This window comes from Caballeronia sp. TF1N1 (assembly GCF_022878925.1).
Classification (GTDB): Bacteria; Pseudomonadota; Gammaproteobacteria; order Burkholderiales; family Burkholderiaceae; genus Caballeronia.
Map to the genome: position 1 here is coordinate 384,740 of NZ_CP084626.1, position 26,263 is coordinate 411,002.

A 26,263-nucleotide genomic window follows, 5' to 3' on the forward strand; every position below is an offset into this window, starting at 1 on the left:
AAAGGGCGTGGTGAGCGCTTCAGAGGGCGGAGTCTTGCGAGGGATGCTCGTTCCAGTGCAGCTTTTTGCGCAGCGTGGCGTACGTGCTGTAGCCGACCGGATGCAGCACCGGCACCGTGTGCCGTGAGCGCCGCACTTCGATGGCGTCGTTCAGTTCGACGGCCGTGAACGACTGCATGTCGAAGTTCACGTTGACATCGCGCCCGCCGATGAATTGAATGGTCACCTTGGAGTCGTCGGGCAGCACGATCGGACGGTTCGAGAGCGAATGCGGCGCAATCGGCACGAGCACGAAGCCCTGCAACTGCGGATGAAGAATCGGCCCCGCCGACGAAAGCGCGTAGGCGGTCGAGCCGGTGGGCGTCGCGACGATCAGACCATCCGAGCGCTGGTTGTACATGAAGTGGCCATCCACCGACACGCGCAGTTCCGCCATGCCTGAAAAGCCGCTGCGATTGACCACGACATCGTTGAAGGCGAGCGCGTGATAGATGGGCTTGTCGTTGCGCACGATACGCGCTTCGAGCAGGCTGCGTTCCTCGCGCTCGAACTGTCCGGCGAGCATCTGAGGCACGATCTCGCGCATCTCGGTGAGCGGGATGTCCGTGATGAAGCCGAGCCGCCCGTGATTCACGCCGATGAGCGGCGTCTTGTACGGCGCAAGTTGGCGGCCCACGCCGAGCATGGTGCCGTCGCCGCCCAGCACGACCGCCACGTCCGCGCGCGCGCCGATTTCGGCGACCGAGAGCGCCGGGTAATCGGTCACGCCGACATCCTTCGCGGTGCCGGCCTCGAACACGACCTCGAAACCCTGCTTCGAGATCAGCTCCGCGAGCAGGCGCAGCGGCGTCTCGATGCCGGGCGTATTGGTGCGCCCGATGAGCGCGACAGTCTTGAATTGGCCAATTTCCATGCCGGCATTACACCATAGGTGGAAGGCGAAAAGAACCGTGCGCGAAGGGTGGTTGCGATGCCACCCGATCACGCCGGGGCACGCCCGTTGTTTATCGCTAGAATGGAGCGGACATTGAATCGCTCGACAAGCGATTCATCGCGGCGGGTACGTTCGCCGCGCCACGACACGTTAGGCTAAAATTTCCCCATGCTAGACCCACGTGCACAAACCCTCCTCAAAACGCTGATCGAGCGCTACATCGCCGAAGGTCAGCCGGTCGGTTCGCGCACGTTATCACGGCATTCCGGCCTGGAGCTGAGTCCCGCGACCATTCGCAACGTGATGTCGGACCTGGAAGACCTCGGTCTCGTCGTCAGCCCGCACACGTCGGCGGGACGCATTCCCACGCCGCGCGGCTATCGGCTCTTCGTCGACACCATGCTCACCGTGGAAGCGCCGCAAGACGAAGCCATGACCACCGCCGTGAAGACGCGCCTGCAAGGCGAGGAGCCGCAGAAGATCGTCGCGGCGGCGGCGAGCGTGCTGTCGAGTCTCTCGTCGTTCGCTGGCGTGATCCTCACGCCGCGCCGCAGTCACATGTTCAAGCAGATCGAATTCATGCGGCTGTCGGACAAGCGCATTCTGCTTATCATCGTGACGCCCGAAGGCGACGTGCAGAACCGCATGATGGCGACGCAGCGCGACTATTCGCCGTCGCAACTCACGGAAGCCTCCAACTACATCAACGCGCATTTCGCGGGCCTGTCCTTCGACGAAGTGCGTCTGCGGCTGCGTCAGGAAATCGACGAATTGCGCGGCGACATGACCGCGCTCATGCAGGCGGCCGTGGTCGCGAGCACCGCCGAAACCGATCCGGGCGAGACCGTGCTGATTTCCGGCGAGCGCAACCTGCTCGAAGTGGCGGACCTTTCGTCCGACATGGCGCGGCTGCGCAAGCTGTTCGATTTGTTCGACCAAAAGACGAGCCTCCTGCAATTGCTGGATGTTTCGAGTCACGCGCAGGGCGTGCAGATTTTCATCGGCGGGGAATCTAATCTGGTGCCGATCGAGGAAATGAGCGTCGTGACCGCGCCGTATGAAGTCAACGGCAAGATCGTCGGCACGCTCGGCGTGATCGGACCCACGCGCATGGCCTACAACCGCGTGATTCCCATTGTCGATATCACCGCACGCCTGTTGTCGATGTCGCTCAGTTCTCAATAGCTTTTCCTTCAGCCCATCATGCCGGCCCGCGCGCCGCGCCGCCACTAGGCCGTTCGGCCAATGATGCGGCGTGAAACGCGCCGCTATAATGGGTTTCACCTTTCGACCACTTCCGGCCGCCTTGCCCTATGCGTTTCGATCTCGAGTTGCCTTCGCAGCCTAGCGCTTCGCATCGTGTCGCGGTGCTGCTGATCAATCTCGGCACGCCGGACGCGCCCACGCCGCGTGCCGTGCGCAAGTATCTGGCGCAGTTCCTCTCCGATCCGCGCGTGGTCGAGATTCCCTCCTTGCTCTGGCAGATCATTCTGCGGTTGATCATCCTGCCGTTTCGCGGGCGCGCGTCGGCAAAGAAATATGCGCAGGTGTGGATGGCGGAAGGCTCGCCCTTGCGTGTCTATACGGAGAAGCAGGTCGAGGGCTTGCGGCGCCTCTTCGCTGCAAACGACTACCACGTGCTCGTCGACTACGCGATGCGCTACGGCACGCCGGGCATCGGCGTCATGCTCAATCAGCTCAAGCTCGAAGGCGCCGAGCGCATTCTCCTGGTGCCGATGTATCCGCAGTACTCGTCTTCGACCACCGCGACCGCTTTCGACGACGCCTTTACCGCGCTCAAGCGCGTGCGCAATCAGCCCGAGATTCGCACCATTCGTCATTACGCGGATCATCCGGCGTATATCTCCGCGCTTGCAGAGCAGGTGCGCGATTACTGGCGTCATCACGGCGTGCCGGATTTTGCCGCCGGCGACAAGCTCGTGCTGAGTTTTCACGGCGTCCCCAAGCGAACCATGGATCTCGGCGATCCGTATCACGACCAGTGCCAATTGACGGGCTCGCTGCTCGCCTCCGCGTTGGGGCTCACGCCGGTGGAATGCCGCGTCACGTTCCAGTCGCGCTTCGGCCGCGCGGAATGGCTGCAGCCATACACCGCGCCGACGCTCGCGGAACTCGGCGCGGCGGGTGTTGCGCGCGTGGACGTTTTTTGTCCGGGCTTCACGGCGGATTGTCTTGAGACGATCGAGGAAATCGGCATCGAGGTGCGCGACGAATTTCTGCACGCAGGCGGCAAGCAGTTTCACCGCATTCCTTGCCTGAATGCATCGCCGGCGTGGATCAAGGCGCTGGGAGAAATCGCGGCGCAGAATCTGCAAGGCTGGCCGGTGCAGGCCGTGCAGCCATTGACGGTTGCCGCCTGAACGAACGGTAATTCATGAACTACACGATTTCGACGGAACCGGGCGCGCGTCTGCGCATCGACAAATGGCTTTGGGCGGCGCGCTTCTTCAAGACGCGTTCGCTCGCGAGCGACGCGGTGGAAAAAGGCCGCGTGAAGATCGGCGGGGCGAACGTGAAGCCGTCGAAGGACGTGCGCGTCGGCGATCTCGTCGAGATCGATATCGAGCGGATCGTCTGGCAAGTGGAAGTAAAGGGCGTGTGCGACGTGCGCGGACCGGCTAGCGTGGCCCAGACGCTTTACGCGGAAACGGAAGAGGGCCGAGTGAAGCGGTTAGCCGAAGCCGAGCGGCGCAAGACGTTTCGCGAGCCGGCTGCCGGAATTCAGGGCAGGCCGACGAAGCGCGACCGGCGCATTATCGACAAACTGGCAGGTTCGGATTGAAGTAGTTTTCGATGGTCGCATGAACCCCGCCGTACTCGGTGTTACGGGCGGTGACAGCGCCGGACATACATATGGTGGTCGTTCCCGCAACCAGTACCAGAGCGACCACCGCGATAGCAAAGGTCAGTTTCATGGTACCCCCGGTGAGCGGGATAACCGGTCGTGAAAACCGGAAGGAAACAGGCAAGGGCTGAGCGGTTACTGCATTCGTAGGATTAGGGTTAACGTGTTCCTGCGACGCATGTTCGAAGTGTAGGCGAACAACGCAATCGCCTCAATCTGATTTTTGCGTACTGCGACGAAACGCCCATTACGAAGTGTTTCTCGCAGTTAAATGTGGCGAATTTGCACTTAACGCTTCACGCCGCCGACAAGCGTGGCCCGCCGTTGTCCGATGTTTGATGCGCACGCGAAAAAAGCTAAATTTCGTCCGAAAAACCGCTTCTGGAGCCTTGAAAATCCCTCGGATGCCCCAAATTCCGCCGCTAGTGCGAAAAAGCCTGGCCTGGTTCTCGGCGGTAAGAGGACTCCCGGCCGATCGCATCCATTTCACTCACAGCAATACATTCAGCGACATGGAAAACACGCAAGAGAATCCAGCGAGCCAGAACCCCACGCCCGCAGACGAAACCGCGCGCCAGGCCGCCGACCCGACCCAAGCCGGCGCAACCGGAGCGCCGACGGGCGCCGATGCGCCGCAAGTCGCGCCGGACGCGAACGAAGCCGCGCTGGCCGAAGCGCAGGCGAAGATCGCCGCGCTCCAGGAAGAGTTCCTGCGCGCCAAGGCGGAAACGGAAAACGTGCGTCGCCGCGGTCAGGACGATGTGCAAAAGGCGCACAAGTTCGCCATCGAAAGCTTCGCCGAACATCTGCTGCCGGTACTCGACAGTCTCGAAGCCGCGCTTGCCGATCAATCGTCCGATCTCGTCAAGGTGCGGGAAGGCGTCGAACTCACGCTGCGTCAACTGACCGCCGCGCTGGAAAAGGGGCGCGTCACCGCGCTGAATCCGGTAGGCGAGAAGTTCGACCCGCATCGTCACCAGGCTATTTCCATGGTGCCGGCCGAGCAGGAAGCGAATACCGTCGTGTCCGTCCTGCAAAAGGGCTACGTGATTTCGGATCGCGTGCTGCGTCCGGCTCTCGTCACCGTCGCCGCACCGAAGTAACGCGCCGCGAGAACGCCATGGCCGCCTCGGAGAATCGCGTTCCCGTCGATGCCACCGCGTTTTCGGTCTTCGCCATGCAGGAGTTGGACGCCCCCGGCTTCGACGCCAGGCTGGCTTCGACGGGCGATGATCTGGCCGTCGTGTTCTTCTGGGGCGTCGACTGCTTCAACTGCGAAATCGCCAAAAAAGCGATGCTCGCGAGGCCCGATGAAATCCGCGCGCTCGGACTGAAGTGGTTTCACAGCAATGTCTACGAGCATCGGGAACTGGGACGGCGATTTTTGCTGCATGGCGTGCCGACGTGGTTTTTCTTTCATCGCGGCAAGCGTCTTGGGCGCGCCACCGGCTGCATGGGCTCGCGCAATTCGAAGCGGCGGTCGCGGCGGCACGGGAAAAGATCCGCGGCAAGGCTTCCGAGTGAAAAAAGATATAGACCGCATCGCTTTCAGGGTCTTGAAAACGAAATCCGCGTTCTTATCTTGCGTACAGGTATGAATATTTGGGCGTTCGGCCCGGTAAATCGGCCGCAAAAGCCGGCGTTTTCCGGCCGCAGCGCTAAAGCGATCAAAGCTAGGAGAGTATAAAAAATGGGCAAAATCATCGGTATCGACCTCGGCACCACGAACTCGTGCGTGGCGCTGATGGAAGGCAATCAGGTCAAGGTCATCGAGAACTCGGAAGGCGCGCGCACCACGCCGTCGATCATCGCGTATGTCGACGACAACGAAATCCTGGTTGGCGCACCTGCCAAGCGTCAGTCGGTTACGAATCCGCGCAACACGCTTTACGCAGTGAAGCGCCTGATCGGCCGCCGCTTCGACGAGAAGGAAGTGCAGAAGGACATCAGCCTGATGCCCTACAAGATCGTCAAGCACGACAACGGCGACGCATGGGTCGAAGCGCACGGCAAGAGCCTCGCGCCGTCGCAGATTTCCGCTGAAGTGCTGCGCAAGATGAAGAAGACCGCTGAGGACTACCTCGGCGAGCCGGTTACGGAAGCCGTCATCACGGTCCCGGCGTACTTCAACGACAGCCAGCGTCAGGCAACGAAGGACGCAGGCCGCATCGCCGGTCTGGAAGTGAAGCGCATCATCAACGAACCGACGGCAGCCGCGCTCGCCTTCGGTCTCGACAAGGCCGAAAAGGGCGACCGCAAGATCGCCGTGTTCGACTTGGGCGGCGGCACGTTCGACATCTCGATCATCGAAATCGCGGACGTGGACGGCGAAATGCAGTTCGAAGTGCTCTCGACCAACGGCGACACGTTCCTCGGCGGTGAAGACTTCGACCAGCGCATCATCGATTACATCATCGGCGAGTTCAAGAAGGAACAAGGCGTCGATCTGTCGAAAGACGTGCTCGCGCTGCAACGCCTGAAGGAAGCGGCTGAAAAGGCGAAGATCGAACTGTCGTCGACGGCTCAGACCGACATCAACCTGCCGTACATCACGGCTGACGCGTCGGGTCCGAAGCACTTGAACCTCAAGTTCACCCGCGCCAAGCTCGAAGCGCTCGTCGAAGAGCTGATCGAGCGCACGATCGAACCGTGCCGCACCGCCATCAAGGATGCGGGCGTGAAGGTCGGCGATATCGACGACGTGATCCTCGTCGGCGGCATGACGCGTATGCCGAAGGTGCAGGAGAAGGTGAAGGAATTCTTCGGCAAGGAACCGCGCCGTGACGTGAACCCGGACGAAGCCGTGGCCGTTGGCGCCGCGATTCAAGGGCAGGTTCTGTCGGGCGACCGCAAGGACGTGCTCCTGCTCGACGTGACGCCTTTGTCGCTCGGCATCGAGACGCTCGGCGGCGTGATGACGAAGATGATCAACAAGAACACGACCATCCCGACGAAGCACGCGCAAGTGTATTCGACGGCGGACGACAACCAGGGCGCCGTGACCATCAAGGTGTTCCAGGGTGAGCGCGAGATGGCCGCGGGCAACAAGCTGCTTGGCGAGTTCAACCTCGAAGGCATTCCGCCTTCGCCGCGTGGCGTGCCGCAGATCGAAGTGACTTTCGACATCGACGCGAACGGCATTCTGCACGTCGGCGCGAAGGACAAGGCAACGGGCAAGGAAAACAAGATCACCATCAAGGCGAACTCGGGTCTGACGGACGCGGAAATCGACAAGATGGTGAAGGACGCCGAAGCCAACGCCGAGGAAGATCACAAGCTGCGTGAACTGGCCGATGCCCGCAACCAGGGCGACGCGCTGGTCCACAGCACGAAGAAGGCGGTTGCCGAGTACGGCGACAAGGTCGAAGTCGGCGAGAAGGAAAAGATCGAAGCTGCGTTGAAGGAACTCGAAGACGCGCTGAAGGACAACGCGAGCGACAAGGCGACCATCGAAGCGAAGGTCGAAGCACTGGCGGCGGCATCGCAGAAGCTCGGCGAAAAGATGTACGCCGACATGCAGGCGCAGCAAGGCGCGGCGGGCGCGGCGGCAGGTGCGGCCGGTGCGGCGGGCGCGGGTGCATCGGCGGAAGCGGGTGCGAGCCAGCAGCACGATGACGTGGTCGACGCCGACTTCAAGGAAGTGAAGAAGGACTAAGCCGAAGGGCGCGTGAGTGGCGACATTCATGCGCCCTTGGTCGTTTCGCGGCGCGTATGCGTCACGCGAAGACCGGCATCGGGACGCGTCTAGCGTCTGACGTGGAACGCGCCTGGCGAGCCTGACGGCTCTCCGGGCACGTTGTTTTTAGAGGCGTCTTGCTTCGAGCCGAGTTTTGGGGCGAGGCGTCAGAGGTTTCAAGCGCGGGTCGAATGGCCCGGAGCATCTCAGAGGAACCGTCGGGTTAGAAGCGCGGCGGAATCGAACCGACATGGCGAAACGGGATTACTACGACATTCTGGGCGTCGCGAAAAACGCGAGCGACGAAGAGATCAAGAAGGCGTATCGCAAGCTCGCGATGAAGTATCACCCTGACCGCAACCCGGACAACAAGAAGGCCGAGGAGAATTTCAAGGAGGCGAAGGAAGCCTACGAAATGCTCTCCGACCAGCAGAAGCGCGCGGCCTACGATCAATACGGCCACGCTGGCGTCGATCCGAACATGGGCGGCGCGGGCGCGCAGGGCTTCGGCGGTTTTGCCGATGCCTTCGGCGACATCTTCGGCGACATCTTCGGGCAAGCCGCAGGCGGCGCGGCGCGTGGCGGCCGCGCGGGTCCGCAGGTGTATCGCGGTGCGGATCTGCGCTACAGCATGGAAATCACGCTGGAGCAGGCGGCGCACGGCTACGACACGCAGATTCGCGTGCCGAGCTGGGCCAACTGCAATGTTTGTCACGGCTCGGGCGCGAAGCCCGGCACGAAGCCCGAGACTTGCCCGACTTGTCATGGTCAGGGCCAGGTGCGCATGTCGCAGGGCTTTTTCAGCATCCAGCAGACGTGCCCGAAGTGTCACGGCAGCGGCACCTATGTTCCGGACCCGTGCACGAACTGCCACGGCGCGGGCAAGGTGAAGGAAACGAAGACGCTGGAAGTGAAGATTCCGGCGGGCATCGACGACGGCATGCGTATCCGCTCCGCCGGCAACGGCGAGCCGGGTCTCAATGGCGGTCCGAGCGGCGACTTGTATGTGGAGATCCACATCAAGCAGCACTCGGTGTTCGAGCGTGACGGCGACGACCTGCATTGCCAGATGCCCATTCCGTTCACCACGGCGGCGCTGGGCGGCGAGATCGAAGTGCCGACGCTGGCGGGCCGCGCGAGCTTCACGGTGCCGGAAGGCACGCAGTCGGGCAAGACGTTCCGGTTGCGCGGCAAGGGGATCAAGGGTTTGCGTTCGAGCATCGCGGGCGACTTGTATGTGCATGTACAGGTCGAAACGCCCGTGAAACTCACCGATCAGCAGCGCGATCTGCTCAAGCAGTTCGAGAAGTCGCTGACGGAAGGCGGCGCGCGCCACAGCCCGCAAAGCAAGAGCTGGTTCGACCGCGTGAAAAGCTTCTTCGATTGATGTGTAAGACGTGGCACGACCGGCAGCGAGTGTTGCCATGAAGACTGAAGAGCGCGGCGCGGTGTTCGCGCTGCTCGACGACTGCGAAGCGACCGCCGAAAGGCGGTCGAGTCGTTTGTACACGGGATTCGTGCGCGCCCATGTCTGCGAAGACGGGCGCATGCTCGACGCCGTATGCGCGGCCATCGATGCCGATTTGCAGAGCGGCCTGCATGCGCTCGTCGTCGCGGATTACGAGTTCGGGCGCAATCTCCAGTTCGGCGGTATCGGGCGCGGCGAGGATCGTGCGTTGCGAGTGCTCATGTTCCGCGAGTGCGCGCCCATGTCTCGCGACGAAGCCAGCGCGTGGCTTGCATCGCGAGATGGCGGTTGTGAGACGCCCTCGGTGGCGGGCGTGGCGGGCATCGAGCCGAGCATCACGCGCGACGAATTCGATACCGCCATCGCCGCCGTTCATCACGCGCTGCGCGAAGGCGAGTCGTATCAGATCAACTTCACGTTCCGGTTGAATTTCGATGTATTCGGCACGCCGCTCGCGTTGTATCGGCGTTTGCGCGAGCGTCAGCCGGTGCGCTTTGGCGCGTTCATCGCCATGCCGGACGGCCGCGTGGTCGTCTCGTGTTCGCCGGAGTTGTTCGTCGAGAAGCAAGGAGCGCTTTTGCGCGCGCGGCCGATGAAAGGCACCGCGCCACGCGACTCCGATCCCGCCGCGCTCCACGACGACCCGAAGAATCGCGCGGAGAACGTGATGATCGTCGACCTGTTGCGCAACGACATGTCGCGCGTGGCGGCGACGGGCTCGGTGCATGTGCCGGCGTTGTTCTCGGTCGAGGCTTATGCGTCGGTGTGGCAGATGACGTCGACCATCGAGGCGCGTGTGAAACCGGGCGCTTCGTTCGCCGATATCGTCCGCGCGCTGTTTCCCTGCGGCTCGATCACGGGCGCGCCGAAATACCGCACGATGCAGCGCATCGACGAGATCGAGAGCACGCCGCGCGGTCTTTATACCGGCGCGATCGGCTGGCTCGATACGCGCGGCGACTTTTGTCTGTCGGTCGCGATCCGCACGCTCGTCGTGGATGCCGATGGCACGCGCGGCGTGATCGGTATCGGCGCGGGAATCGTGCTCGATAGCGATGCCGCGAGCGAGTACGAAGAGTGTCTGTTGAAGGCGCGCTTTCTGACGGGCGCGGACCCTGGCTTCGAGTTGTTCGAGACGACGCACGCCACGCGCGATGACGTGCGCCACGCCGCGCGTCATCTTTCGCGTTTGAAGGCGAGCGCCGCGTGGCTTCGTTTTCCGTTCGATGAGCGCAAGCTGGACGCGCAACTCGCGCAACATCGTGCGGGCTTCGAGGCGGGCACGCCGTATCGGTTGCGGATCGCGCTCGACAAGAGCGGACGCTTTGCATTGACGAGCGCGCGGCTTGCGCCGTTGGCGTCGGATAGCGTGGATGTGTTGCTCGCTTCGGATCGCGGGTTTGCGCCGCGATACTCCGGCGACGCGCTGTTGCGTCACAAGACGACGCATCGTGCCGACTACGATCGCGCGTGGAAAGCGGCGGAAGCGGAGGGCGCGTTCGACATGCTCTTTTGCAACGAACGCGGCGAGATTACGGAAGGCGGGCGGTCGAGCGTGTTTGCGCGCATCGACGGAAAGTGGTGGACGCCGCCCATCGAGGCGGGCGTGCTGCCGGGCGTGATGCGCGCGGTGTTGATCGAAGAACTGGAAGCCGCCGAGCGCGTAATGACGACCGAAGACCTCGAGGGCGCCGATGAGTTGCTCATCAGCAATGCGTTGCGCGGAGGGGTGAAAGCGCGTCTGAGACGGTGACGGCTCGCGATCTCGACAAGCCGTCAGCGCGTCAGGAAATCACCACTCGGCTACGCTTCCATCCGCATGCCGCCAGACCGGATTGCGCCACCGGTGACCGATTTTCGCCATTTCGCGCACCTTCTCTTCATTGACCTCGATTCCCAGCCCCGGTCCTTGAGGAATCGCGACCATCCCGTCCGCATAAGCGAACACTTCGGGATTCTTGATGTAGTCGAGCAGGTCATTGCCCTTGTTGTAGTGAATGCCGAGGCTCTGTTCCTGAATGAACGCGTTGTAGCTCACGGCGTCGATCTGTAGACACGTGGCAAGCGCAATCGGCCCGAGCGGACAATGCAGCGCGAGCGCGACGTCGTACGCTTCGGCCATCGAGGCAATCTTGCGGCACTCGGTCAATCCGCCAGCATGCGACGCGTCCGGCTGAATGATGTCCACATAACCGCCTGCCAGGATGTGCTTGAAGTCCCAGCGCGAATAGAGCCTTTCGCCGAGCGCGATGGGCGTGCTCGTCTGACTGACGATATCGCGCAGCGCCTCGACGTTTTCCGACAGCACGGGTTCTTCGATAAACATCAGCTTGAACGGATCGAGTTCACGCGCGAGCACCTTCGCCATCGGCTTGTGCACGCGGCCATGAAAATCGACGCCGATGCCCACGTTCGGTCCCACCGCTTCACGCACGGCGCGCACGTTGTCGATGACGCCTTGCACCTTGTCGAAGGTATCGATCATCTGCAGCTCTTCCGAGCCGTTCATCTTCACGGCCTTGAACCCGCGTTCGACGACCGCGCGCGCGTTGTTCGCGACATCGCTCGGACGGTCGCCGCCGATCCACGAATACACCTTGATTTTGTCGCGCACTTGTCCGCCGAGCAGCGCGTGAACCGGCACGCCATGATGCTTGCCGAGAATGTCCCAGAGCGCCTGATCGACGCCTGCAATCGCGCTCATGCCGATAGGCCCGCCGCGATAGAAGCCCGAGCGATACATCACTTGCCACAAGTCTTCGATATGTCGCGGGTCTTTGCCGATGAGATAGTCGGCGAGTTCATCGACGGCGGCGGCGACGGTATGCGCGCGTCCTTCGACAACGGGTTCGCCCCAGCCGGTGATGCCCTCGTCGGTTTCGATCTTGAGGAAGCACCAGCGCGGTGGAACGATGAAGGTTTCCAGTTTCGTGATTTTCATGGACGTCTCCTGAACGGGTTCGCTATCTTAGCAAAACGCGGCTTGATGTAGTATTAATAGTACTATTGGCGGATTGGCAGATTGGCAGATTGGCAGATTGGCGGATTGGCGGATTGGCGGATTGGCGGATTGGCGGATTGGCGGATTTGCCAATCTGCGGATTCGCGGATTCGCTAGATGTTCGGTGGTGAGTTGGTGTAGTGGGAGTTGTGGGAGTCGTGAGTAGCTTGGTGGTTAAGTGACCGAGGTGCGAGTAGTGAAACAGCAGAGTGGCGAAGTCGCGGATCGGTGCACGAGCAGTCGGATGGTGGAGCGGTGGAAATATGGCGGCGCTCGCGCATGCACTATCCGCTATCCATGCAAAGCCGCTTTGTTCCAAGGAAACCGCTTCAGCACACCCGGCCAATGCCCGATAATCGTGCGCAAACGAGCAGGAGAACGAGATCATTCATCGCGATTTACACGGCCGCGTCGCTCACGAACTCGGCATGGCCATTTTGCGCGGCGATTTCGCGCCGCAGACTTCGTTGCCGCGCGAGGCCGAATTGATGGAGCGCTTCGGCGTGAGCCGCACGGTGCTGCGCGAGGCGCTGCGCACGCTCACATCGAAAGGGCTGATCGAATCGCGGCCCAAGGTCGGCACGCGCGTGCGCGCAAGGGATGCGTGGAATCTGCTCGATGCCGACATGCTCGATTGGTACTCGCGCGTGGCGCCGCCGCTGCAATTCGCGCTCAAGCTGCAGGAGATGCGCGAGATGATCGAGCCATACGCAGCCGCGCTCGCCGCTGACAATCACGAAGTGCAGACGCGCGAGCGGCTCACGAACGCGCATCAGGCGATGGTCGGTGCGCAGAACGTCGACGAATGGGTACGCGCCGATCTGGATTTTCATTTGTGCGTGCTGGCCGCCTGCAGCAACGAGTTGCTGATTCCGCTTGGCGCGCTGATCGAACGCACGCTGGAAGGCCAGCTCCGGCTGAACGCGAAGCGCGCGGAGGTGTACAACGCGTCGCTTGCCGAACACACGGCGGTGTTCGATGCGATCATCGCGCGCAATGCTGGCGCCGCTCGCCGCGCAATGGCCGATCTGCTCGGCGTGACGCGGTCGCGGATCGAGAGTTGAGGCGTGCGTCGGTGGATCATCGTGCGCGATGCCGCACGGCGCACGACGCACGACGCACGACGCACGACGTACGGCGCACGGGGCACGGCGCACGGCGCACGGCGCACGGCGCACGGCGCACGGCGCACGGCGCACGGCGCACGACGCACGACGCACGGCGCACGACGCACGGCGCACGGCGCACGGCGCGCGGCGCACGGCGCACGACGCACGGCGCACGGCGCAGACGCACGGCGCACGACGCACGACGCACGGCGCACGACGCACGACGCACGACGCACGGCGCACGCCGCACGCCGCACGACGCGCGCCGGCCAATCGGCTTTGGCGTGACGCAATCGCAGATAGCAGACAGCAGATCGAGGCGTACATCGGAGGCATGAACCATCTGTCCTGCGACCTCGGCATGTGTCGTCGCCGAACCGGCTGGCGTTCATCGGCAAGAAGGCAATGCGCGCTTCTTCCCCGCACATCACACCGCAGTGACAGCGCCACGCACGCACGACCCAAACGCCCCGCTGACACCGCTACATTCAGGCAAACCATTCACGATCGCGATAAAGTGGAGCCCTCGCGCACCGCACCGAAAGCACGCCCGCATCGAAGAACCGTGCGCTAGCTCGTGAAGGAGTTTGAATGCCGCACGTCCCGACTTCGCTTGCGTCGTCGTGGGGCGCGTGGGCCGTGTTCGTCAGCGTCCTCGCGACGCAACTTGGCGTGCCGGTCCCCGCCGCGCCGATGCTGATTCTCGCCGGCTCGCTCGTCGCGTCCGGCGAGTCGTCCTTCTGGCCGATGCTTGGCGCGGCCGTGCTCGCGGTGCTCATCGCCGATTCGCTCTGGTTCGCGGCAGGCCGTCTCTACGGCCGACGCTTCCTCAACTCGCTGGTGCGCTTCTCCCTCTCGATCGACTCCACGCTGCGCACCGCGCGTCGCTGGTTCGAACGCTTCGGCGTGCCGCTGCTCGCGTTGTCCAAGTTCGTTCCCGGACTCGGGCTCGTGTCGGCGCCGCTGCTAGGCACCACGCAGATCGACGTGCGCGTGTTCGTGTTGTGGGACTTGATCGGCGCGACCGCCTGGGCCAGTTTCTGGATTCTGGGCGGCGCGGCGCTGCAGGAGCAGATCGCGCGCCTCGTCGTGCTGGTTCGCGCGAACGGCGCGACCGTGATCGATATTCTCGTGCTCGCGGGCGTCGGTTTCATTCTGTATCGATGGGTGCGGCGCGTGCAGTTTCACCAGTGGCTGGAGAAGTATCACATCACGCCCGACCAGCTCGACGCCATGATGCAAAGCGATACGCCGCCCGTCATCTACGATGCACGGCCAATCGACATACGCCGCAAGGAGCCGTATCGCATTCCGGGCGCGGTCGCGCTGGATCTCGATTCCCCCGGCCGCGTCGATCAGTTGCTGTCGGAGCACGAAGTCGTCGTGTATTGCGTCTGCCCGAACGAAGCGACGGCCAAGTCTATCTCGCGTCGGCTGCGCGCCAAGGGTTTCACCAACGTGCGTCCGCTCAAGGGCGGCCTGGACGCGTGGGAGAAGCACGGCTATCCGATCGAATCCATTCCGCCGGAAAAGCCGCACGTCGATACGCACGAAGACAGCGACATGGACGACATGGTCACGATCCGCGCGACGGCGCCCGAGTAATCGAAACTCGGGCGGTCCTGCCGCGCCGGCTTACTCGGGTGATAGCCGCAAGCGCCCATGCTCCAGGTCGGCGCTCGAATCGAAACTCAAGCGTTCCCGCCGCGCCGGTTGACGAGCGCGATGCCCGCAAGCACCATCGCCGCGGCGACCATGAAGCGCGCGGTGAAGTGCTCGCCGAGCAGCAATACGCCGAAGGTCACACCGAAAATCGGCGTCAGAAACGAAAATACGGAGAGCCGCGACGCCATATAGCGCGTGAGCAGCCAGAACCAGGTCAGATAGCTCACGAACGCCACCACCACGGCCTGATAAACGAGACTTGCGATAGCGAGCGGCGGCAGCGCGTCGACATGGGTTTGTCCAGTGACGGCCGCGAGCGCGAGCAGCATGACCGCCGATACCGCGAGCTGATAGAAGAGCGTCTTGCTCGCACTCGTTCGCGAGAGTGACGAGGCGCGCACGACCACCGTCGTCGCGGCCCAGAAAAGGCTCGCCATGACGCCGAGCGCATCGCCTGCGATGCCGCGCAAGGTCGATGCGCTTTGCGGCGCGCCGTGCAGAAAACCATCCGCGAAGGCAAGCGCCATGCCGCAAAACGCGAGCATGATGCCGCACCACTGCGTGCGCGCAAGCCGCTCGCCGGCGACGAACCAATGCAGGCCAAGTGCGGTGAAACAGGGGGCGGTATAGAGAAAGACGGCCATGCGCGAGGCTGTCGTGAGACTCAGGCCGAAGAAAATGCAGACGAATTCACCGCCGAACAATATGCCGGCAAGGATTCCGGCGGGCAGGGTATCGTCGCGCTGAAAGAGCGGCACGCCGCGCGTGCGCGTCCAGATCAACACCAGAAAAGTGGCGATGAGCGAGCGTACGCCCGCTTGCAGCATCGGCGGAATGAAGCTGTTTGCTTCCTTGATGGCGACTTGCTGAAAGCCCCACACGCCGCACAGCGCAATCATCACGGCGACGGCCGTGAGGTCGGGCGCGCGGCGCAGGGCGAAAGAGGATGTGCTCATGTTCACGCATCGACGTCGCACTGTTTTGGAGCGTCGATTGTGCCAGCGAAGTGGTGACGCTGCGCGTGAAAAACCAGAAGTAGCACGACGGTGATGCGAAAGCGTGACCGGCCTTACGTTCGAGCGCGATGATTACGGCCGGCTTAGCCGTGGTCGGTCGTGCGCCCACAGCCTGACGTTCGAACACGCCGAGTTCGGCTTGACGACAAGCGCCGTCGTGCGCAAGCGCACGTCGTTTGGAAGCGGTAAGCACGGTCTGCTTGAGCAAACGGCATCACTTCGCCGCTTCCGATTGCCGCAATTGCCCTGAATCGAACGTCCAACGTCGGACGTCGATCAAGAATGTTTTTCGATCAACTCGACCTTGTACCCGTCCGGGTCTTCGACGAACGCGATCACCGTCGTGCCGCCCTTCACCGGGCCGGCTTCGCGCGTGACCTTGCCGCCGGCTTCGCGGATACGGTTGCACGCGTCGGCGGCGCTGTCCACTTCCAGCGCGATATGACCATATGCCGTGCCCATCTCGTACTTCTCGACGCCCCAGTTGTAGGTCAGCTCGAGCACGCTGGTCTCGCTCTCATCGCCGTAACCGACGAACGCGAGCGTGTACTTGTACTCGGTGTTCTCGCTTTGACGCAGCACTTTCATGCCGAGAATGCGCGTATAGAAATCGATGGAACGTTGCAGATCGCCGACGCGCAGCATCGTGTGAAGGAGTCGCATGGTGGGGTTCCTGTTGTTTGATTGCGAAAAGACGACGCGCCCGGTTCGTTTTTATCGATTGGTCGGGCGGCGCGGTTCTCGTCTCGAATTGTACCGGGCACCCGCGGCGCGCGCTGACGGGCGCTCAAAGCGCGGGCAGCAGATCCGGCGGATGATGCTTGAGCGTATGCCGGGCTTCGCGGAACTCGGGAAAGATGGATTCGACGGTCTGCCAGAAACGCGGACTGTGGTTCATCTCGCGCAGATGCGCAAGCTCGTGCGCGACCACATAGTCGATGATCGACATCGGAAAATGAATGAGCCGCCAGTTCAGGCGAATCTTGCCATCGCTCGAACAACTGCCCCAGCGCGTCGCCGCCGACGAAAGCGCATACGCCCGGTATTCCACGCCGAGCTTTCGTGCATAGACCGCGAGCTGCTCGCCGAAGATGCGCTTCGCTTCGCTTTGCAGCCAGCCTTGCACGCGGTCCTTGATCTGCTGCGCATCCGCGAGTGCGGGAAGCGGCACACGCAGCACGCCGGTCTCGTCATCGAACGAAAGCGATCCCGCGCCCGCATTCAGCGCCACGCGTATGGTCTTGCCGAGATACGGAAACTGCGCGCCGTCTTTCCAGTCGATGCGCGGCAACGCGCGCTCTTCCACACGCGTCTGCCATTCGGTCAGCTTCTTGAAGATCCAGCTTTGCTTGCCGCCGATCGCGCTTTCGATATCGGCGATCGTCACCCAGCGCGGCGCGGTGATGGTGAGTCCGGTGCCATCGATGCAAAAGCCGATGGTGCGCCGCGCCGACCGCTTCAGCCGATAGTCGAGCGCGCGCGCACCCAGGACGATGCGGCGCTGACGCACGCCTTCCGGCAGTGGTGCGCTTGAAGGAGGAACTTCGCCGCGCAGAGGCGCGGGCGCCGTGGATGGCGCACAGAACTCGGGCGCATGCTCGAACGGTAGATCGAGTTGCAGGGTATCGAGCGCGACGGCGGGGCGCTGTCGCGAAGGTTGCTTCTGCATCGGCTCGGCTTTGCGCTCCCGGCGCAGGAATGACGAGAAGAACGAGAAAGGCACGCCGCGGCTCGATCGGATGCGAATGCGAACGACCGCGTCAGCGGCCAGCGCCCGCCGCGCCAGGTTCACCCGGTCGCACGTCGGGCGTCGCATAAGCGAGCGGATCGATGCGGCGCATTTCCATTTCGATCCAGCTCTCGACTCGCGTGTTCACTTCCTCGGGTGTGAGTCCGGCAGTGTCGATCGGCTGGCCAATCGACACCGTGACTATACCCGGATATTTGATGAACGAATTACGCGGCCAGAGCCGCCCCGCGTTATGCGCGATAGGCACGACCGGCGCGCCCGTCGCCACCGCGAAGCGCGCGCCGCCCGTCTTGTACTTGCCCTGCGTGCCGGTGCGTGTGCGCGTGCCTTCCGGAAACATGATGACCCACGCGCCTTCGTCCATGCGCGCACGGCCTTGCCGCGCGACGGAAACGAACGCATCGCGGCCTTGCTTGCGGTCGATATGCACCATCTTCAGGAGTCCGAGCGCCCAGCCGAAGAACGGCACATAGAGCAGCTCGCGCTTGAACACATAGCAGAGCGGACGCGGCATGAGCGCCGGAAACGCGAGCGTCTCCCAGGCCGATTGATGCTTCGACAACAGCACCGCCGGACCATGCGGCAGATTCTCCATGCCGACAATCTCGTAGCGAATGCCGACCAGATAGCGCAACACGACGATGGTCGACTTGCACCAGCCGGCCGCCATCCAGTAACGCTTGTCGGCCCGCATGAAGGGGAACGCGATGAAGCACGCGGTCGCGTACGGCACGGTGTACGCGACGAAGTAAAGCATCAACAGCAACGAACGGATGAAGCGCATGGAAGGTCAGTGATGCGGCGGCCGGTCAGTCACGATGCCGCGCGAGATAGTCGAGCGCAAAGGCGCGCAGATCCTTGTGAACGCTTAAGCCTTCGGGCAGATTGCCTTCCGCGAGCGTAATCGGTCCCTTGCCGGTCAGAACGAGATGCACGGGAAAGCCGAGCGCCGCGCCGGCTTGCAGGTCGCGCAGCGAGTCGCCGACGACCGGCGTGTCTTCCGGGTCGATCTCGAAGCGCTCGATGATCTGCTGCAACATGCCAGGCTTCGGCTTTCTGCAATCGCACTGGTCTTCGGCCGTATGCGGACAAAAGAAGATGGCGTCGATACGCCCGCCGACTGCCGCCGCCGCGCGATTCATCTTCTGATGCATGGCGTTGAGCGCGGCCATGTCGAACAGGCCGCGCCCGATCCCCGACTGATTCGATGCGATCGCCACGCGAAAACCGGCCTGATTCAGCCGCGCGATGGCTTCGAGACTGCCGGGAATGGCGACCCATTCGTCCGGCGACTTGATGAAGGCATCGGAGTCGACGTTGATGACGCCGTCGCGATCGAGAATGACCAGTTTGCGATTCATCATCGTCATGCGGCCAGTTTGGAGATGTCCGCGACGCAGTTCATCTGCTGATGCAATGCGTTGAGGAGCGCGAGGCGGTTGTTACGCAACGCCGCGTCTTCCGCGTTCACCATCACGTCGTTGAAGAAAGTGTCGACGGGAGCGCGAAGGGCGGCGAGCGCGGTCAGCGCTTCGGTGTAATTGCGTGCGGCGAGCTGGCTCTGCACGCGCGGCGTGACACTTTCGATCTGCGCGTAAAGGTCTTTCTCCGCGGCCTCGACGAGCAGTTCCGGATTGACCGCCGTCGGCACGCCTTGCTCGGACTTTCTGAGAATGTTCGAGATGCGCTTGTTGGCCGCCGCGAGCGATGCCGCCTCCGGCAACGAGGCGAATTCGCGCACGGCATCCAGGCGCGCGACGATGTCGTCGAGACGCGTAGGATTCAGGCTCAGCACGGCGTCGATTTCGCTCGCGTTGAAGCCGCGTTCGCGCAGAAGACCACGCAGACGATCGAGGAAGAACGCGTAGATTGCTTCGGTCGAATCCGCGACTTGCGGCATGCCGGCGAATTGGCGTTGGGCCGCGTTGACGAGCTCGCGCAGGTCGATCGGCATCTTCTTTTCGAGCAGGATGCGCAGCACGCCGAGCGCATGACGGCGCAGCGCGAACGGATCTTTCTCGCCCGTCGGCGCAAGGCCGATGCCCCAGATGCCGACGATGGTTTCCAGCTTGTCCGCGAGCGCCACGGCGCAACCGACGCCGGTGGACGGCGTGTCGTCGCCCGAGAAACGCGGCTGATAGTGCTCCGAGCATGCGAGCGCCACTTCCTCCGGTTCGCCGTCGTGGCGTGCGTAGTACGTGCCCATCGTGCCCTGCAATTCGGGGAATTCGCCGACCATGTCGGTGAGCAAGTCCGCCTTCGCAAGACGCGCGGCGCGGCGCGTGAGCGCGGCATCGACACCGACGAGCGGCGCGATCTCGCCCGCGAGTGCTTCGAGACGCTCCACGCGCTGCAAGGCCGAGCCGAGCTTGTTGTGGTAGACGACGTTCGCAAGTTGCGGCACGCGGTCTTCGAGGCGCTTCTTCTTGTCCTGCGTGAAGAAGAACTTGGCATCGGCGAGACGCGGACGCACCACGCGCTCGTTGCCTTCGATGATCTCGCCGGGCGTCTTCGTATCGATATTGGAGACGATCAGAAAGCGCGAGCGCAGCTTGCCGTCCTGGTCCGTGAGCGCGAAATATTTCTGGTTGGTCTGCATCGTGAGGATGAGACATTCCTGCGGCACTTGCAGGAACTCATCGTCGAACCGGCACTGATACACGACCGGCCATTCGACCAGCGCGTTCACTTCGTCGAGCAGCGCTTCGGGCATCACGACGCGATCTTCACCCGCGAACGCCTGCAATTGCGTGCGAATGGATTCGCGGCGGTCGTCGAAATTGGCGACGACATGGCCCTTGGTGCGCAGCGTTTCGGCGTAGTCGTCCGCGCGAGCGATCGCAACGAAGCCTTCCGACATGAAGCGATGACCGATGGTCGTGTCGCCCGCATCGACGCCGAGCGCGCTGACCGGCACGATATCGCGGCCATGCAACGCGACCAGACGCTGCACCGGACGCACGAACTGCACGCTCGCGCCGTCCGGACGCTGATACGTCATGACCTTTGGAATCGGCAACTTGGCCAAGGTTTCGTCGAGCGCGGCTTGCAAGCCTTCGGTGAGCGTTGCGCCCGGCGCCGCGTAGCGCAGGAAGAACGCTTCGGCCTTGCCGTCCTGCGCGCGTTCGAGTTCGCCAACGGGGAAGTCGGGAAAGCCGAGCGCCGCCAGCTTCTTGGCGAGCGGCGGCGTGGGATTGCCGCTCGCGTCGAGCGCGACGGTCACGGGCAGCACCTTCTCGCGCACCTGCTTTTCCGGGGCGACGTTGCGCACGTTTTCGATCAGCACGGCGAGCCGGCGCGGCGTGGCGTATTTTTCGAACGAAGCCGCGCCTTCGATCAGATCGCGCGCGGCCAAACGCTCGACGATGCCTTCGGCGAAAGCGGTGCCGAGACGCGCGAGCGCCTTCGGTGGCAGTTCTTCGGTCAACAGCTCGACGAGCAGAGAAGCGGAAGTGGATTGCGTCATTGTTCTGTCGTCTCTCGTCAAGCTTGTTCGGTGTTGCCGGGATTGCTTTCGACTTTCAACGCGGGCGCCCAGGCGGGACGCGCCGCTTCCTCGCTGTCGGTGATGAGCCCGGCTGCGGCGTGCACCGGATTGCCGAGCATCGGGAAGCCGAGCGCTTCGCGCGAATCGTAATACGCCTGCGCGACGAGTCGTGACAACGCGCGGATGCGGCCGATATACGCCGCGCGCTCCGTCACGGAAATGGCGCCGCGCGCATCGAGCAGATTGAATGTGTGGCCGGCCTTGAGCACGAGTTCGTAGGCGGGCAGCGCGAGCTTCGCTTCGATCATCTTCTTCGCTTCGGCTTCGTAGCTATTGAAGAAGGTGAAAAGCAGATCGACGTTCGCGTGTTCGAAGTTATACGTGGACTGTTCGACTTCGTTCTGGTGATAGACATCGCCATACGTAAGGCGCCGCAGTTCGCGGCCATTCGGGCCGTCTTCCTGCCATTCGGTCCAGATGAGGTCATAGACGTTATCGACCTTTTGCAGATACATCGCGAGACGTTCCAGACCGTAGGTGATTTCGCCGAGCACCGGCTTGCAGTCGAGACCGCCTGCTTGCTGGAAGTACGTGAACTGCGTGACTTCCATGCCGTTCAGCCAGACTTCCCAGCCGAGACCCCAAGCGCCGAGCGTGGGATTTTCCCAGTCGTCTTCGACGAAGCGCACGTCGTTCTGCTTCAGATCGAAGCCGAGCGCTTCGAGCGAGCCGAGGTAGAGATCGAGGATATTTTCCGGCGCGGGCTTGAGCACCACTTGATACTGATAGTAGTGCTGCAGGCGGTTCGGGTTCTCGCCATAGCGGCCGTCCTTGGGGCGGCGCGACGGCTGCACGTAGGCGGCACGCCACGGTTCCGGGCCGATGGCGCGCAAAAACGTATGAACGTGCGAGGTACCGGCGCCGACTTCCATGTCGATCGGCTGAAGAAGCGCGCAGCCCTTGTCGTTCCAGTAGGACTGCAGCGTCAGGATGATTTGCTGAAAGGTGAGCATGATTGCCTTTGATGCGGACCGGACGCGGCCGTGGACGCAGACGTCATGGTGCTCGTGACGGCACGGACCCGAGGCTCGGCGGAATACCGAAACTCTCAATTCTAGCGTATGGCGGGGTGGGGGAGCTTGCGTATGGGTTGCCGAGCGCGGATAGGGTGTTGGACCGATCCCATGCGCGGTGAGCCTTCGCGTGACTCGGCAGCTTGGATCGATGCGGCGCGCGCACCGGCATGAGCGCACGCCACAGTCGTGTTTACGAGCGTTTTCTCCCCGGCGCAAATGCAAATGCCAACGCCAGCAACAACAACGAAACGGCAATCACGGTGACGTTCCCGCTCGTCACATAAGGCGTGCGCCCCGACATTCCCTGCACCGTCGCCTCCAGCACGCCTGTCGTGAACGTCGGCAGACGCGAGACGACATCGCCGTTCGCCGCGATCACCGCGGTCATTCCCGTGTTGGTCGCGCGCAGCATTGGCCGGCCGGTTTCGATCGAACGCATGCGTGCGATCTGCAAGTGCTGGTCGAGCGCGATCGTATTGCCGAACCACGCGAGATTGGTCGAGTTCACCAGCACGCCCGCAGGCGCTTCCTGCTCGCGGATCGTATGCGCGATCTCTTCGCCGAAAATGTCCTCGTAACAGATATCGACGGCTACGGGCTGGTTATGCACGAAAAACGCCTTCTGCGCGATCGGCCCACGCGCGAGATCTCCGAGCGGAATGCCCATCAGTTGCACGAACCAATGAAACCCGAGCGGCACGAACTCGCCGAACGGCACGAGATGATGCTTGTCGTAGCGATAGACATCGAGCGTCCCCGGCGTGATGCCAAAGAGACTGTTCGTGAAGTCGGTCACGCGGCCATCGGGCAGAACCGTTACGCCAATTGCACCGAACAGGATCGATGACTTCGTATTGTCGGCGAAGCTGCGAATCTTGGCGGCGAAATCATGCGGCACCTGGACAGCCAGTACCGGCAGCGCGGTTTCGGGTGTCACGATGAGATCGGCGGATTTCTCCGTGATGAGCCGCTCATAAAGCGCGAGCGATGCATCCACGCCCGCCTGTTCGAACTTCATCTCCTGTTTGACGTTGCCTTGCAGGAGCCGCACGGTGAGCGGCGCGTTGGCGGGCGTCGTCCATTGCACGAGCGAGAGCAGCATGCCGGCGACGATCAGCGCGAGCGCAACCGCGCCCGGTACAAAACGCGCAGCGCGCGCTCGGCTGACTTGATAGACCGTTTGAACGATCAGCGCGGCGACGAGCGCCAGCACCCATGCAACGCCATATACACCGACGACCGAACCGAAGCCCGCGAGCGGTCCATCGACTTGCGCATAGCCGCTTGCGAGCCACGGAAAGCCCGTGAACACGAGCCCGCGCAACCACTCGCCAATAGCCCATGCGCTCGCGAAGGCGAACGCGCCGTGCCAGGTGGGCACGTAGCGCGACGCGGTTTCGATATCTTGCACGGTGGCCGCATCTTCATCGCCGAAACGCGCGCGCCCTGCGACGAGCGCCCAGAGCGCGCTCGATAACGCCGGATACATCGCGAGATACAGGCAAAAGAGCGCGACGGCGGCCGCCGCGAGCGGCGCGGCCATGCCGCCGTACACATGCATGCTGACATAGAGCCACCACACGCCCGTGACGAAATTGCCGAAACCGAACGCCCAGCCGGTTGCCGCCGCGCTCTTCCAACTGGTCGTGCGTGAGAGCCACGCGAAGAACAGCGTGAAGAGCAGGAGCTCGATCCAGCCGCCATGCGGCGTCGGCGCGAACGAAAGCGTGTTGGCCGCGCCGAGCACGGCGGCCACGAGGTAATGCCAGAAGGGAAGAGCGCGGGGCGTATTGCCGGTTGCGGATTCAGATGCCGCGCGTCGGCGCGAAAAAAGACGGAACGATGAGTCGGTCATGGAATACGTGGTTGACGGCGGAGCCGTGCGGGAGCGGAGGCGTGGTTGTGGTTTGCGATCGAGACTTTATCAATCGCGCACCCCTCAATCCCGCAGCTCATCCTCGTCATCGGCATCATGCCGGCGATGCTGCGCCACGCTCGGCACGCGCCTCACGAGCAGCACGTGAATCTGCCGCGCATCGCCACGCAGTATCTCGAACACGAAGTCGTCGATGCGCACCTTCTCGCCGCGATGCGGCACGCGCCCGAAACGATGCGTGACGAGCCCGCCGATGGTGTCCACTTCCTCGTCAGAGAAGTCGCTGCCGAATTGCTCGTTGAATTGTTCGATGCCCGTCAGCGCGCGCACCCGATACTTTCCGTCCGGCGACGCGATGATATTGCCCGCTTCCTCGTCGAAATCGTATTCGTCCTCGATATCGCCGACGATCTGCTCCAGCACGTCTTCGATGGTGATGAGGCCCGCGACGCCGCCGTATTCATCGACGACGATGGCAATGTGATTGCGGTTCACGCGAAAGTCGTGCAGCAGCACGTTCAGACGTTTCGATTCCGGAATGAACACGGCGGGGCGCAGCATGCCGCGCACATCGAACTCTTCTTCCGCGTAATAACGCAGCAAATCCTTCGCGAGCAGGACGCCGATGATGTTGTCGCGATTGCCCTCGAACACCGGATAGCGCGAGTGTGCTTTTTCCAGCACGAACGGAATGAATTCCGCGGGCGTTTCGGCGATGTTGATGGCGTCCATCTGGGCGCGCGGCACCATGATGTCGCGCGCGCAGAGATCGGACACCTGAAAGACGCCTTCGATCATCGAAAGCGAATCGGCGTCGAGCAGGTTGCGTTCGTGCGCGTCCTGCAGCACTTCGAGAAGCTCGTCGCGCGACTCGGGTTCGTGCGAGATGAAGTCGGTCAGGCGTTCGAGCAACGAGCGCTTTTCCGGCGGTTTTTCGGAGTGTCGTCGACTGGGATAGGGTTCGTTCATAGCGGAGCGCCCGGGAATGCCCGGGCGCGTTTTAGCGGAAAGTTAAGCATACACCAAGGAAAATAGCGGCCGGGGTGAAGCGGCGCGCGCGCTTCTCCTGCGAAGGAGATGCTAGCCGAGAATTATGCGAGATGTGTGTCTCGTGCGCGGATTGGCCATCCGGACGATCTTCGTACGATGCCCGAGCGCGCGCCTTCACTCCGCGTTTTGCCCCTTGCAGCGCCGCAACAGCGCTTCCAGCGCGCGGTCCGGCATGCCGCTTTCGCGCAGCGCCACGACCGTGCGGCTCACGTAATCGAGCGTCGTGCCATAACGGCCGCTCGCGCAGCCGAGCACGGTCCGAACGATCGGGTCCGCGAGCTTGCCCGTGTACGACACCACGTCGCGACGCATCACGAAGGCAAGCGCATCGACGCGCCGGCCGTCGATCAGCGTGCACGGCAGCCACGCGGGACGGTACGAGCCCATTGCCATTTCGCGTCGCCAGAGCACTTCGAGATGTTCGTGCGCCTCGGTTCCGGACAGGCGAAACGCCATGCCGGTGCACGAGCCGCCGCGATCGAGCGCGAGCACGAGGCCCGGCTGTTCCGGCGTGCCACGATTCACACGCGACCACAAATAGAGCCCGCGATGATACCCATGCACCTTGCCGCGCACGGCTTCGAGCGTCGGCAAACCGGGGTTCCAGATGAGCGATCCATAGCCGAAAAGCCAGATGTCGGATTTGCCGTCCCAATCGGCGAAAGTCACCGCGCGCGAGGCGGCGAGCTCCTCGTCGGTGAGAAGCGCGGAGTTGCCCAGCACCGGCGGATAGTCGGGGCACGGCGTGGCGGGTTCGTAAAAGGGCGTGGGTTCAGGCGTCTTGTCGTTCACGGCGCGTGGCAAGGCATCTCGATGAAGACCGGGGATCAGACGAGCGGCACGTAGGGATCGGTGAAACCCAGAGACTGCATGATATCCGTCTCGATCGATTCCATCTCTTCCGCCTCGCTTTCGACCTCGTGGTCATAGCCTTGCGCATGCAGCGTGCCATGCACGATGAGATGCGCGTAATGCGCGGCGAGCGGCTTGCCTTGCTCGGCGGCCTCGCGCTCGACGACCGGGCAGCAAAGAATCAGATCGCCGGCGACCGGATCTTCTTCCGACTCGGCATAGGCAAAGGTCAGCACATTGGTCGCGTAATCCTTTTGCCGATACGTCCGGTTCAGCATGCGGCCTTCTGCTTCATCGACGAAACGCACGGTCAATTCGGCGTCAGCGAAGAGCGAAGCCTTGATCCAGCGCGCAACCGTCGCACGCGGCAACAGCGCCTTGTGCGACGGATACGCTTTCGCGGCAGGAAACTGCAGCGTCAAAGTGAGGCGAGGCAT

23 protein-coding genes and 1 pseudogene are annotated in these 26,263 nt (G+C 62.8%); 11 read left to right on the forward strand and 13 right to left on the reverse strand.

Annotated elements, in window-relative coordinates; all coding sequences use genetic code 11:
• Positions 1–19 precede the first annotated feature (19 nt).
• Positions 20–913, reverse strand: coding sequence for an NAD kinase (locus tag LDZ28_RS01820; RefSeq protein WP_244827040.1), 894 nt, complete (start codon positions 911–913; stop codon positions 20–22).
• Between the two features lie 189 nt (positions 914–1,102).
• On the opposite strand from LDZ28_RS01820, the gene hrcA reads away from it, so the two are divergent.
• The 8 genes and pseudogenes from hrcA (at position 1,103) to pabB (ending at position 10,697) form a co-directional block, all read left to right on the forward strand.
• Positions 1,103–2,119, forward strand: coding sequence for a heat-inducible transcriptional repressor HrcA (gene hrcA / locus LDZ28_RS01825; RefSeq protein WP_244827041.1), 1,017 nt, complete (start codon positions 1,103–1,105; stop codon positions 2,117–2,119).
• 128 nt (positions 2,120–2,247) lie between these two features.
• Positions 2,248–3,315: a ferrochelatase gene (hemH, locus tag LDZ28_RS01830; RefSeq protein ID WP_244827042.1), complete on the forward strand. Its 1,068-nt coding sequence runs from the start codon at positions 2,248–2,250 to the stop codon at positions 3,313–3,315.
• 14 nt (positions 3,316–3,329) lie between these two features.
• Complete coding sequence (locus tag LDZ28_RS01835; RefSeq protein WP_244827043.1) at positions 3,330–3,737, forward strand: RNA-binding S4 domain-containing protein; 408 nt, start codon at positions 3,330–3,332, stop codon at positions 3,735–3,737.
• Between the two features lie 575 nt (positions 3,738–4,312).
• Positions 4,313–4,903: a nucleotide exchange factor GrpE gene (gene grpE, locus LDZ28_RS01840; RefSeq protein ID WP_244827044.1), complete on the forward strand. Its 591-nt coding sequence runs from the start codon at positions 4,313–4,315 to the stop codon at positions 4,901–4,903.
• A 17-nt stretch (positions 4,904–4,920) separates the two neighbouring features.
• A pseudogene (locus LDZ28_RS01845) lies at positions 4,921–5,324 on the forward strand (thioredoxin family protein).
• A gap of 166 nt (positions 5,325–5,490) precedes the next feature.
• Complete coding sequence (gene dnaK / locus LDZ28_RS01850) at positions 5,491–7,455, forward strand: molecular chaperone DnaK (protein ID WP_244827045.1); 1,965 nt, start codon at positions 5,491–5,493, stop codon at positions 7,453–7,455.
• Between the two features lie 271 nt (positions 7,456–7,726).
• Positions 7,727–8,863: a molecular chaperone DnaJ gene (gene dnaJ, locus LDZ28_RS01855; protein ID WP_244827046.1), complete on the forward strand. Its 1,137-nt coding sequence runs from the start codon at positions 7,727–7,729 to the stop codon at positions 8,861–8,863.
• 37 nt (positions 8,864–8,900) lie between these two features.
• A complete protein-coding gene (gene pabB, locus LDZ28_RS01860) occupies positions 8,901–10,697 on the forward strand; it encodes an aminodeoxychorismate synthase component I (protein ID WP_244827047.1) in 1,797 nt (598 codons plus the stop codon).
• Between the two features lie 39 nt (positions 10,698–10,736).
• Here pabB and dgoD read toward each other — a convergent pair whose 3' ends face one another.
• Positions 10,737–11,885 (reverse strand): galactonate dehydratase, encoded by a 1,149-nt coding sequence (gene dgoD, locus LDZ28_RS01865; protein ID WP_244827048.1) that lies wholly within the window; start codon positions 11,883–11,885, stop codon positions 10,737–10,739.
• 488 nt (positions 11,886–12,373) lie between these two features.
• Between dgoD and LDZ28_RS01870 the strand changes: the two genes are divergently transcribed.
• The 3 genes from LDZ28_RS01870 (at position 12,374) to LDZ28_RS01880 (ending at position 14,659) form a co-directional block, all read left to right on the forward strand.
• Entirely contained in the window at positions 12,374–13,009 is a 636-nt protein-coding gene (locus tag LDZ28_RS01870) for a FadR/GntR family transcriptional regulator (protein ID WP_244827049.1), read from the forward strand.
• A gap of 3 nt (positions 13,010–13,012) precedes the next feature.
• A complete protein-coding gene (locus tag LDZ28_RS01875) occupies positions 13,013–13,342 on the forward strand; it encodes a hypothetical protein (protein WP_244827050.1) in 330 nt (109 codons plus the stop codon).
• Positions 13,343–13,645: 303 nt separating this feature from the next.
• Complete coding sequence (locus LDZ28_RS01880; RefSeq protein WP_244827051.1) at positions 13,646–14,659, forward strand: DedA family protein/thiosulfate sulfurtransferase GlpE; 1,014 nt, start codon at positions 13,646–13,648, stop codon at positions 14,657–14,659.
• Positions 14,660–14,745: 86 nt separating this feature from the next.
• Here LDZ28_RS01880 and LDZ28_RS01885 read toward each other — a convergent pair whose 3' ends face one another.
• The 11 genes from LDZ28_RS01885 to ybeY all read right to left on the reverse strand — a co-directional run bounded on the left by LDZ28_RS01885 (position 14,746) and on the right by ybeY (position 26,263).
• Positions 14,746–15,675, reverse strand: coding sequence for a DMT family transporter (locus tag LDZ28_RS01885; RefSeq protein ID WP_244827052.1), 930 nt, complete (start codon positions 15,673–15,675; stop codon positions 14,746–14,748).
• A 336-nt stretch (positions 15,676–16,011) separates the two neighbouring features.
• Positions 16,012–16,398, reverse strand: coding sequence for a lactoylglutathione lyase (gene gloA, locus LDZ28_RS01890; protein ID WP_244827053.1), 387 nt, complete (start codon positions 16,396–16,398; stop codon positions 16,012–16,014).
• Between the two features lie 124 nt (positions 16,399–16,522).
• Positions 16,523–17,404: a M48 family metallopeptidase gene (locus LDZ28_RS01895; RefSeq protein WP_244827054.1), complete on the reverse strand. Its 882-nt coding sequence runs from the start codon at positions 17,402–17,404 to the stop codon at positions 16,523–16,525.
• A 91-nt stretch (positions 17,405–17,495) separates the two neighbouring features.
• Complete coding sequence (locus LDZ28_RS01900) at positions 17,496–18,269, reverse strand: 1-acyl-sn-glycerol-3-phosphate acyltransferase (RefSeq protein ID WP_244827055.1); 774 nt, start codon at positions 18,267–18,269, stop codon at positions 17,496–17,498.
• 25 nt (positions 18,270–18,294) lie between these two features.
• Positions 18,295–18,855: a D-glycero-beta-D-manno-heptose 1,7-bisphosphate 7-phosphatase gene (gene gmhB / locus LDZ28_RS01905; RefSeq protein WP_244827056.1), complete on the reverse strand. Its 561-nt coding sequence runs from the start codon at positions 18,853–18,855 to the stop codon at positions 18,295–18,297.
• Complete coding sequence (gene glyS / locus LDZ28_RS01910; RefSeq protein WP_244827057.1) at positions 18,852–20,951, reverse strand: glycine--tRNA ligase subunit beta; 2,100 nt, start codon at positions 20,949–20,951, stop codon at positions 18,852–18,854. The genes gmhB and glyS overlap by 4 nt, the downstream gene beginning before the upstream one ends.
• Positions 20,952–20,968: 17 nt before the next feature.
• Complete coding sequence (glyQ, locus tag LDZ28_RS01915) at positions 20,969–21,985, reverse strand: glycine--tRNA ligase subunit alpha (protein ID WP_244827058.1); 1,017 nt, start codon at positions 21,983–21,985, stop codon at positions 20,969–20,971.
• A 253-nt stretch (positions 21,986–22,238) separates the two neighbouring features.
• Positions 22,239–23,903, reverse strand: a complete 1,665-nt coding sequence (lnt, locus tag LDZ28_RS01920) for an apolipoprotein N-acyltransferase (protein WP_244827059.1) — start codon at positions 23,901–23,903, stop codon at positions 22,239–22,241.
• A gap of 84 nt (positions 23,904–23,987) precedes the next feature.
• Positions 23,988–24,893 carry an HlyC/CorC family transporter gene (locus tag LDZ28_RS01925; RefSeq protein ID WP_244827060.1) on the reverse strand — a complete coding sequence of 302 codons (906 nt, stop codon included), beginning with the start codon at positions 24,891–24,893 and terminating at the stop codon, positions 23,988–23,990.
• A 195-nt stretch (positions 24,894–25,088) separates the two neighbouring features.
• On the reverse strand, positions 25,089–25,766 hold the full coding sequence (locus LDZ28_RS01930; RefSeq protein ID WP_244827959.1) for a gamma-glutamylcyclotransferase: 678 nt from the start codon (positions 25,764–25,766) through the stop codon (positions 25,089–25,091).
• 35 nt (positions 25,767–25,801) lie between these two features.
• Positions 25,802–26,263, reverse strand: coding sequence for an rRNA maturation RNase YbeY (gene ybeY / locus LDZ28_RS01935; protein ID WP_244827061.1), 462 nt, complete (start codon positions 26,261–26,263; stop codon positions 25,802–25,804).

Coding starts and splice junctions, on each gene's coding strand:
- LDZ28_RS01820 (WP_244827040.1), bottom strand. CDS start 913: ATGGAAATTGGCCAATTCAAGACTGTCGCGCTCATCGGGCGCACCAAT.
- hrcA (WP_244827041.1), top strand. CDS start 1,103: ATGCTAGACCCACGTGCACAAACCCTCCTCAAAACGCTGATCGAGCGC.
- hemH (WP_244827042.1), top strand. CDS start 2,248: ATGCGTTTCGATCTCGAGTTGCCTTCGCAGCCTAGCGCTTCGCATCGT.
- LDZ28_RS01835 (WP_244827043.1), top strand. CDS start 3,330: ATGAACTACACGATTTCGACGGAACCGGGCGCGCGTCTGCGCATCGAC.
- grpE (WP_244827044.1), top strand. CDS start 4,313: ATGGAAAACACGCAAGAGAATCCAGCGAGCCAGAACCCCACGCCCGCA.
- dnaK (WP_244827045.1), top strand. CDS start 5,491: ATGGGCAAAATCATCGGTATCGACCTCGGCACCACGAACTCGTGCGTG.
- dnaJ (WP_244827046.1), top strand. CDS start 7,727: ATGGCGAAACGGGATTACTACGACATTCTGGGCGTCGCGAAAAACGCG.
- pabB (WP_244827047.1), top strand. CDS start 8,901: ATGAAGACTGAAGAGCGCGGCGCGGTGTTCGCGCTGCTCGACGACTGC.
- dgoD (WP_244827048.1), bottom strand. CDS start 11,885: ATGAAAATCACGAAACTGGAAACCTTCATCGTTCCACCGCGCTGGTGC.
- LDZ28_RS01870 (WP_244827049.1), top strand. CDS start 12,374: ATGGCCATTTTGCGCGGCGATTTCGCGCCGCAGACTTCGTTGCCGCGC.
- LDZ28_RS01880 (WP_244827051.1), top strand. CDS start 13,646: ATGCCGCACGTCCCGACTTCGCTTGCGTCGTCGTGGGGCGCGTGGGCC.
- LDZ28_RS01885 (WP_244827052.1), bottom strand. CDS start 15,675: ATGAGCACATCCTCTTTCGCCCTGCGCCGCGCGCCCGACCTCACGGCC.
- gloA (WP_244827053.1), bottom strand. CDS start 16,398: ATGCGACTCCTTCACACGATGCTGCGCGTCGGCGATCTGCAACGTTCC.
- LDZ28_RS01895 (WP_244827054.1), bottom strand. CDS start 17,404: ATGCAGAAGCAACCTTCGCGACAGCGCCCCGCCGTCGCGCTCGATACC.
- LDZ28_RS01900 (WP_244827055.1), bottom strand. CDS start 18,269: ATGCGCTTCATCCGTTCGTTGCTGTTGATGCTTTACTTCGTCGCGTAC.
- gmhB (WP_244827056.1), bottom strand. CDS start 18,855: ATGACGATGATGAATCGCAAACTGGTCATTCTCGATCGCGACGGCGTC.
- glyS (WP_244827057.1), bottom strand. CDS start 20,951: ATGACGCAATCCACTTCCGCTTCTCTGCTCGTCGAGCTGTTGACCGAA.
- glyQ (WP_244827058.1), bottom strand. CDS start 21,985: ATGCTCACCTTTCAGCAAATCATCCTGACGCTGCAGTCCTACTGGAAC.
- lnt (WP_244827059.1), bottom strand. CDS start 23,903: ATGACCGACTCATCGTTCCGTCTTTTTTCGCGCCGACGCGCGGCATCT.
- LDZ28_RS01925 (WP_244827060.1), bottom strand. CDS start 24,893: ATGAACGAACCCTATCCCAGTCGACGACACTCCGAAAAACCGCCGGAA.
- ybeY (WP_244827061.1), bottom strand. CDS start 26,263: ATGCCTCGCCTCACTTTGACGCTGCAGTTTCCTGCCGCGAAAGCGTAT.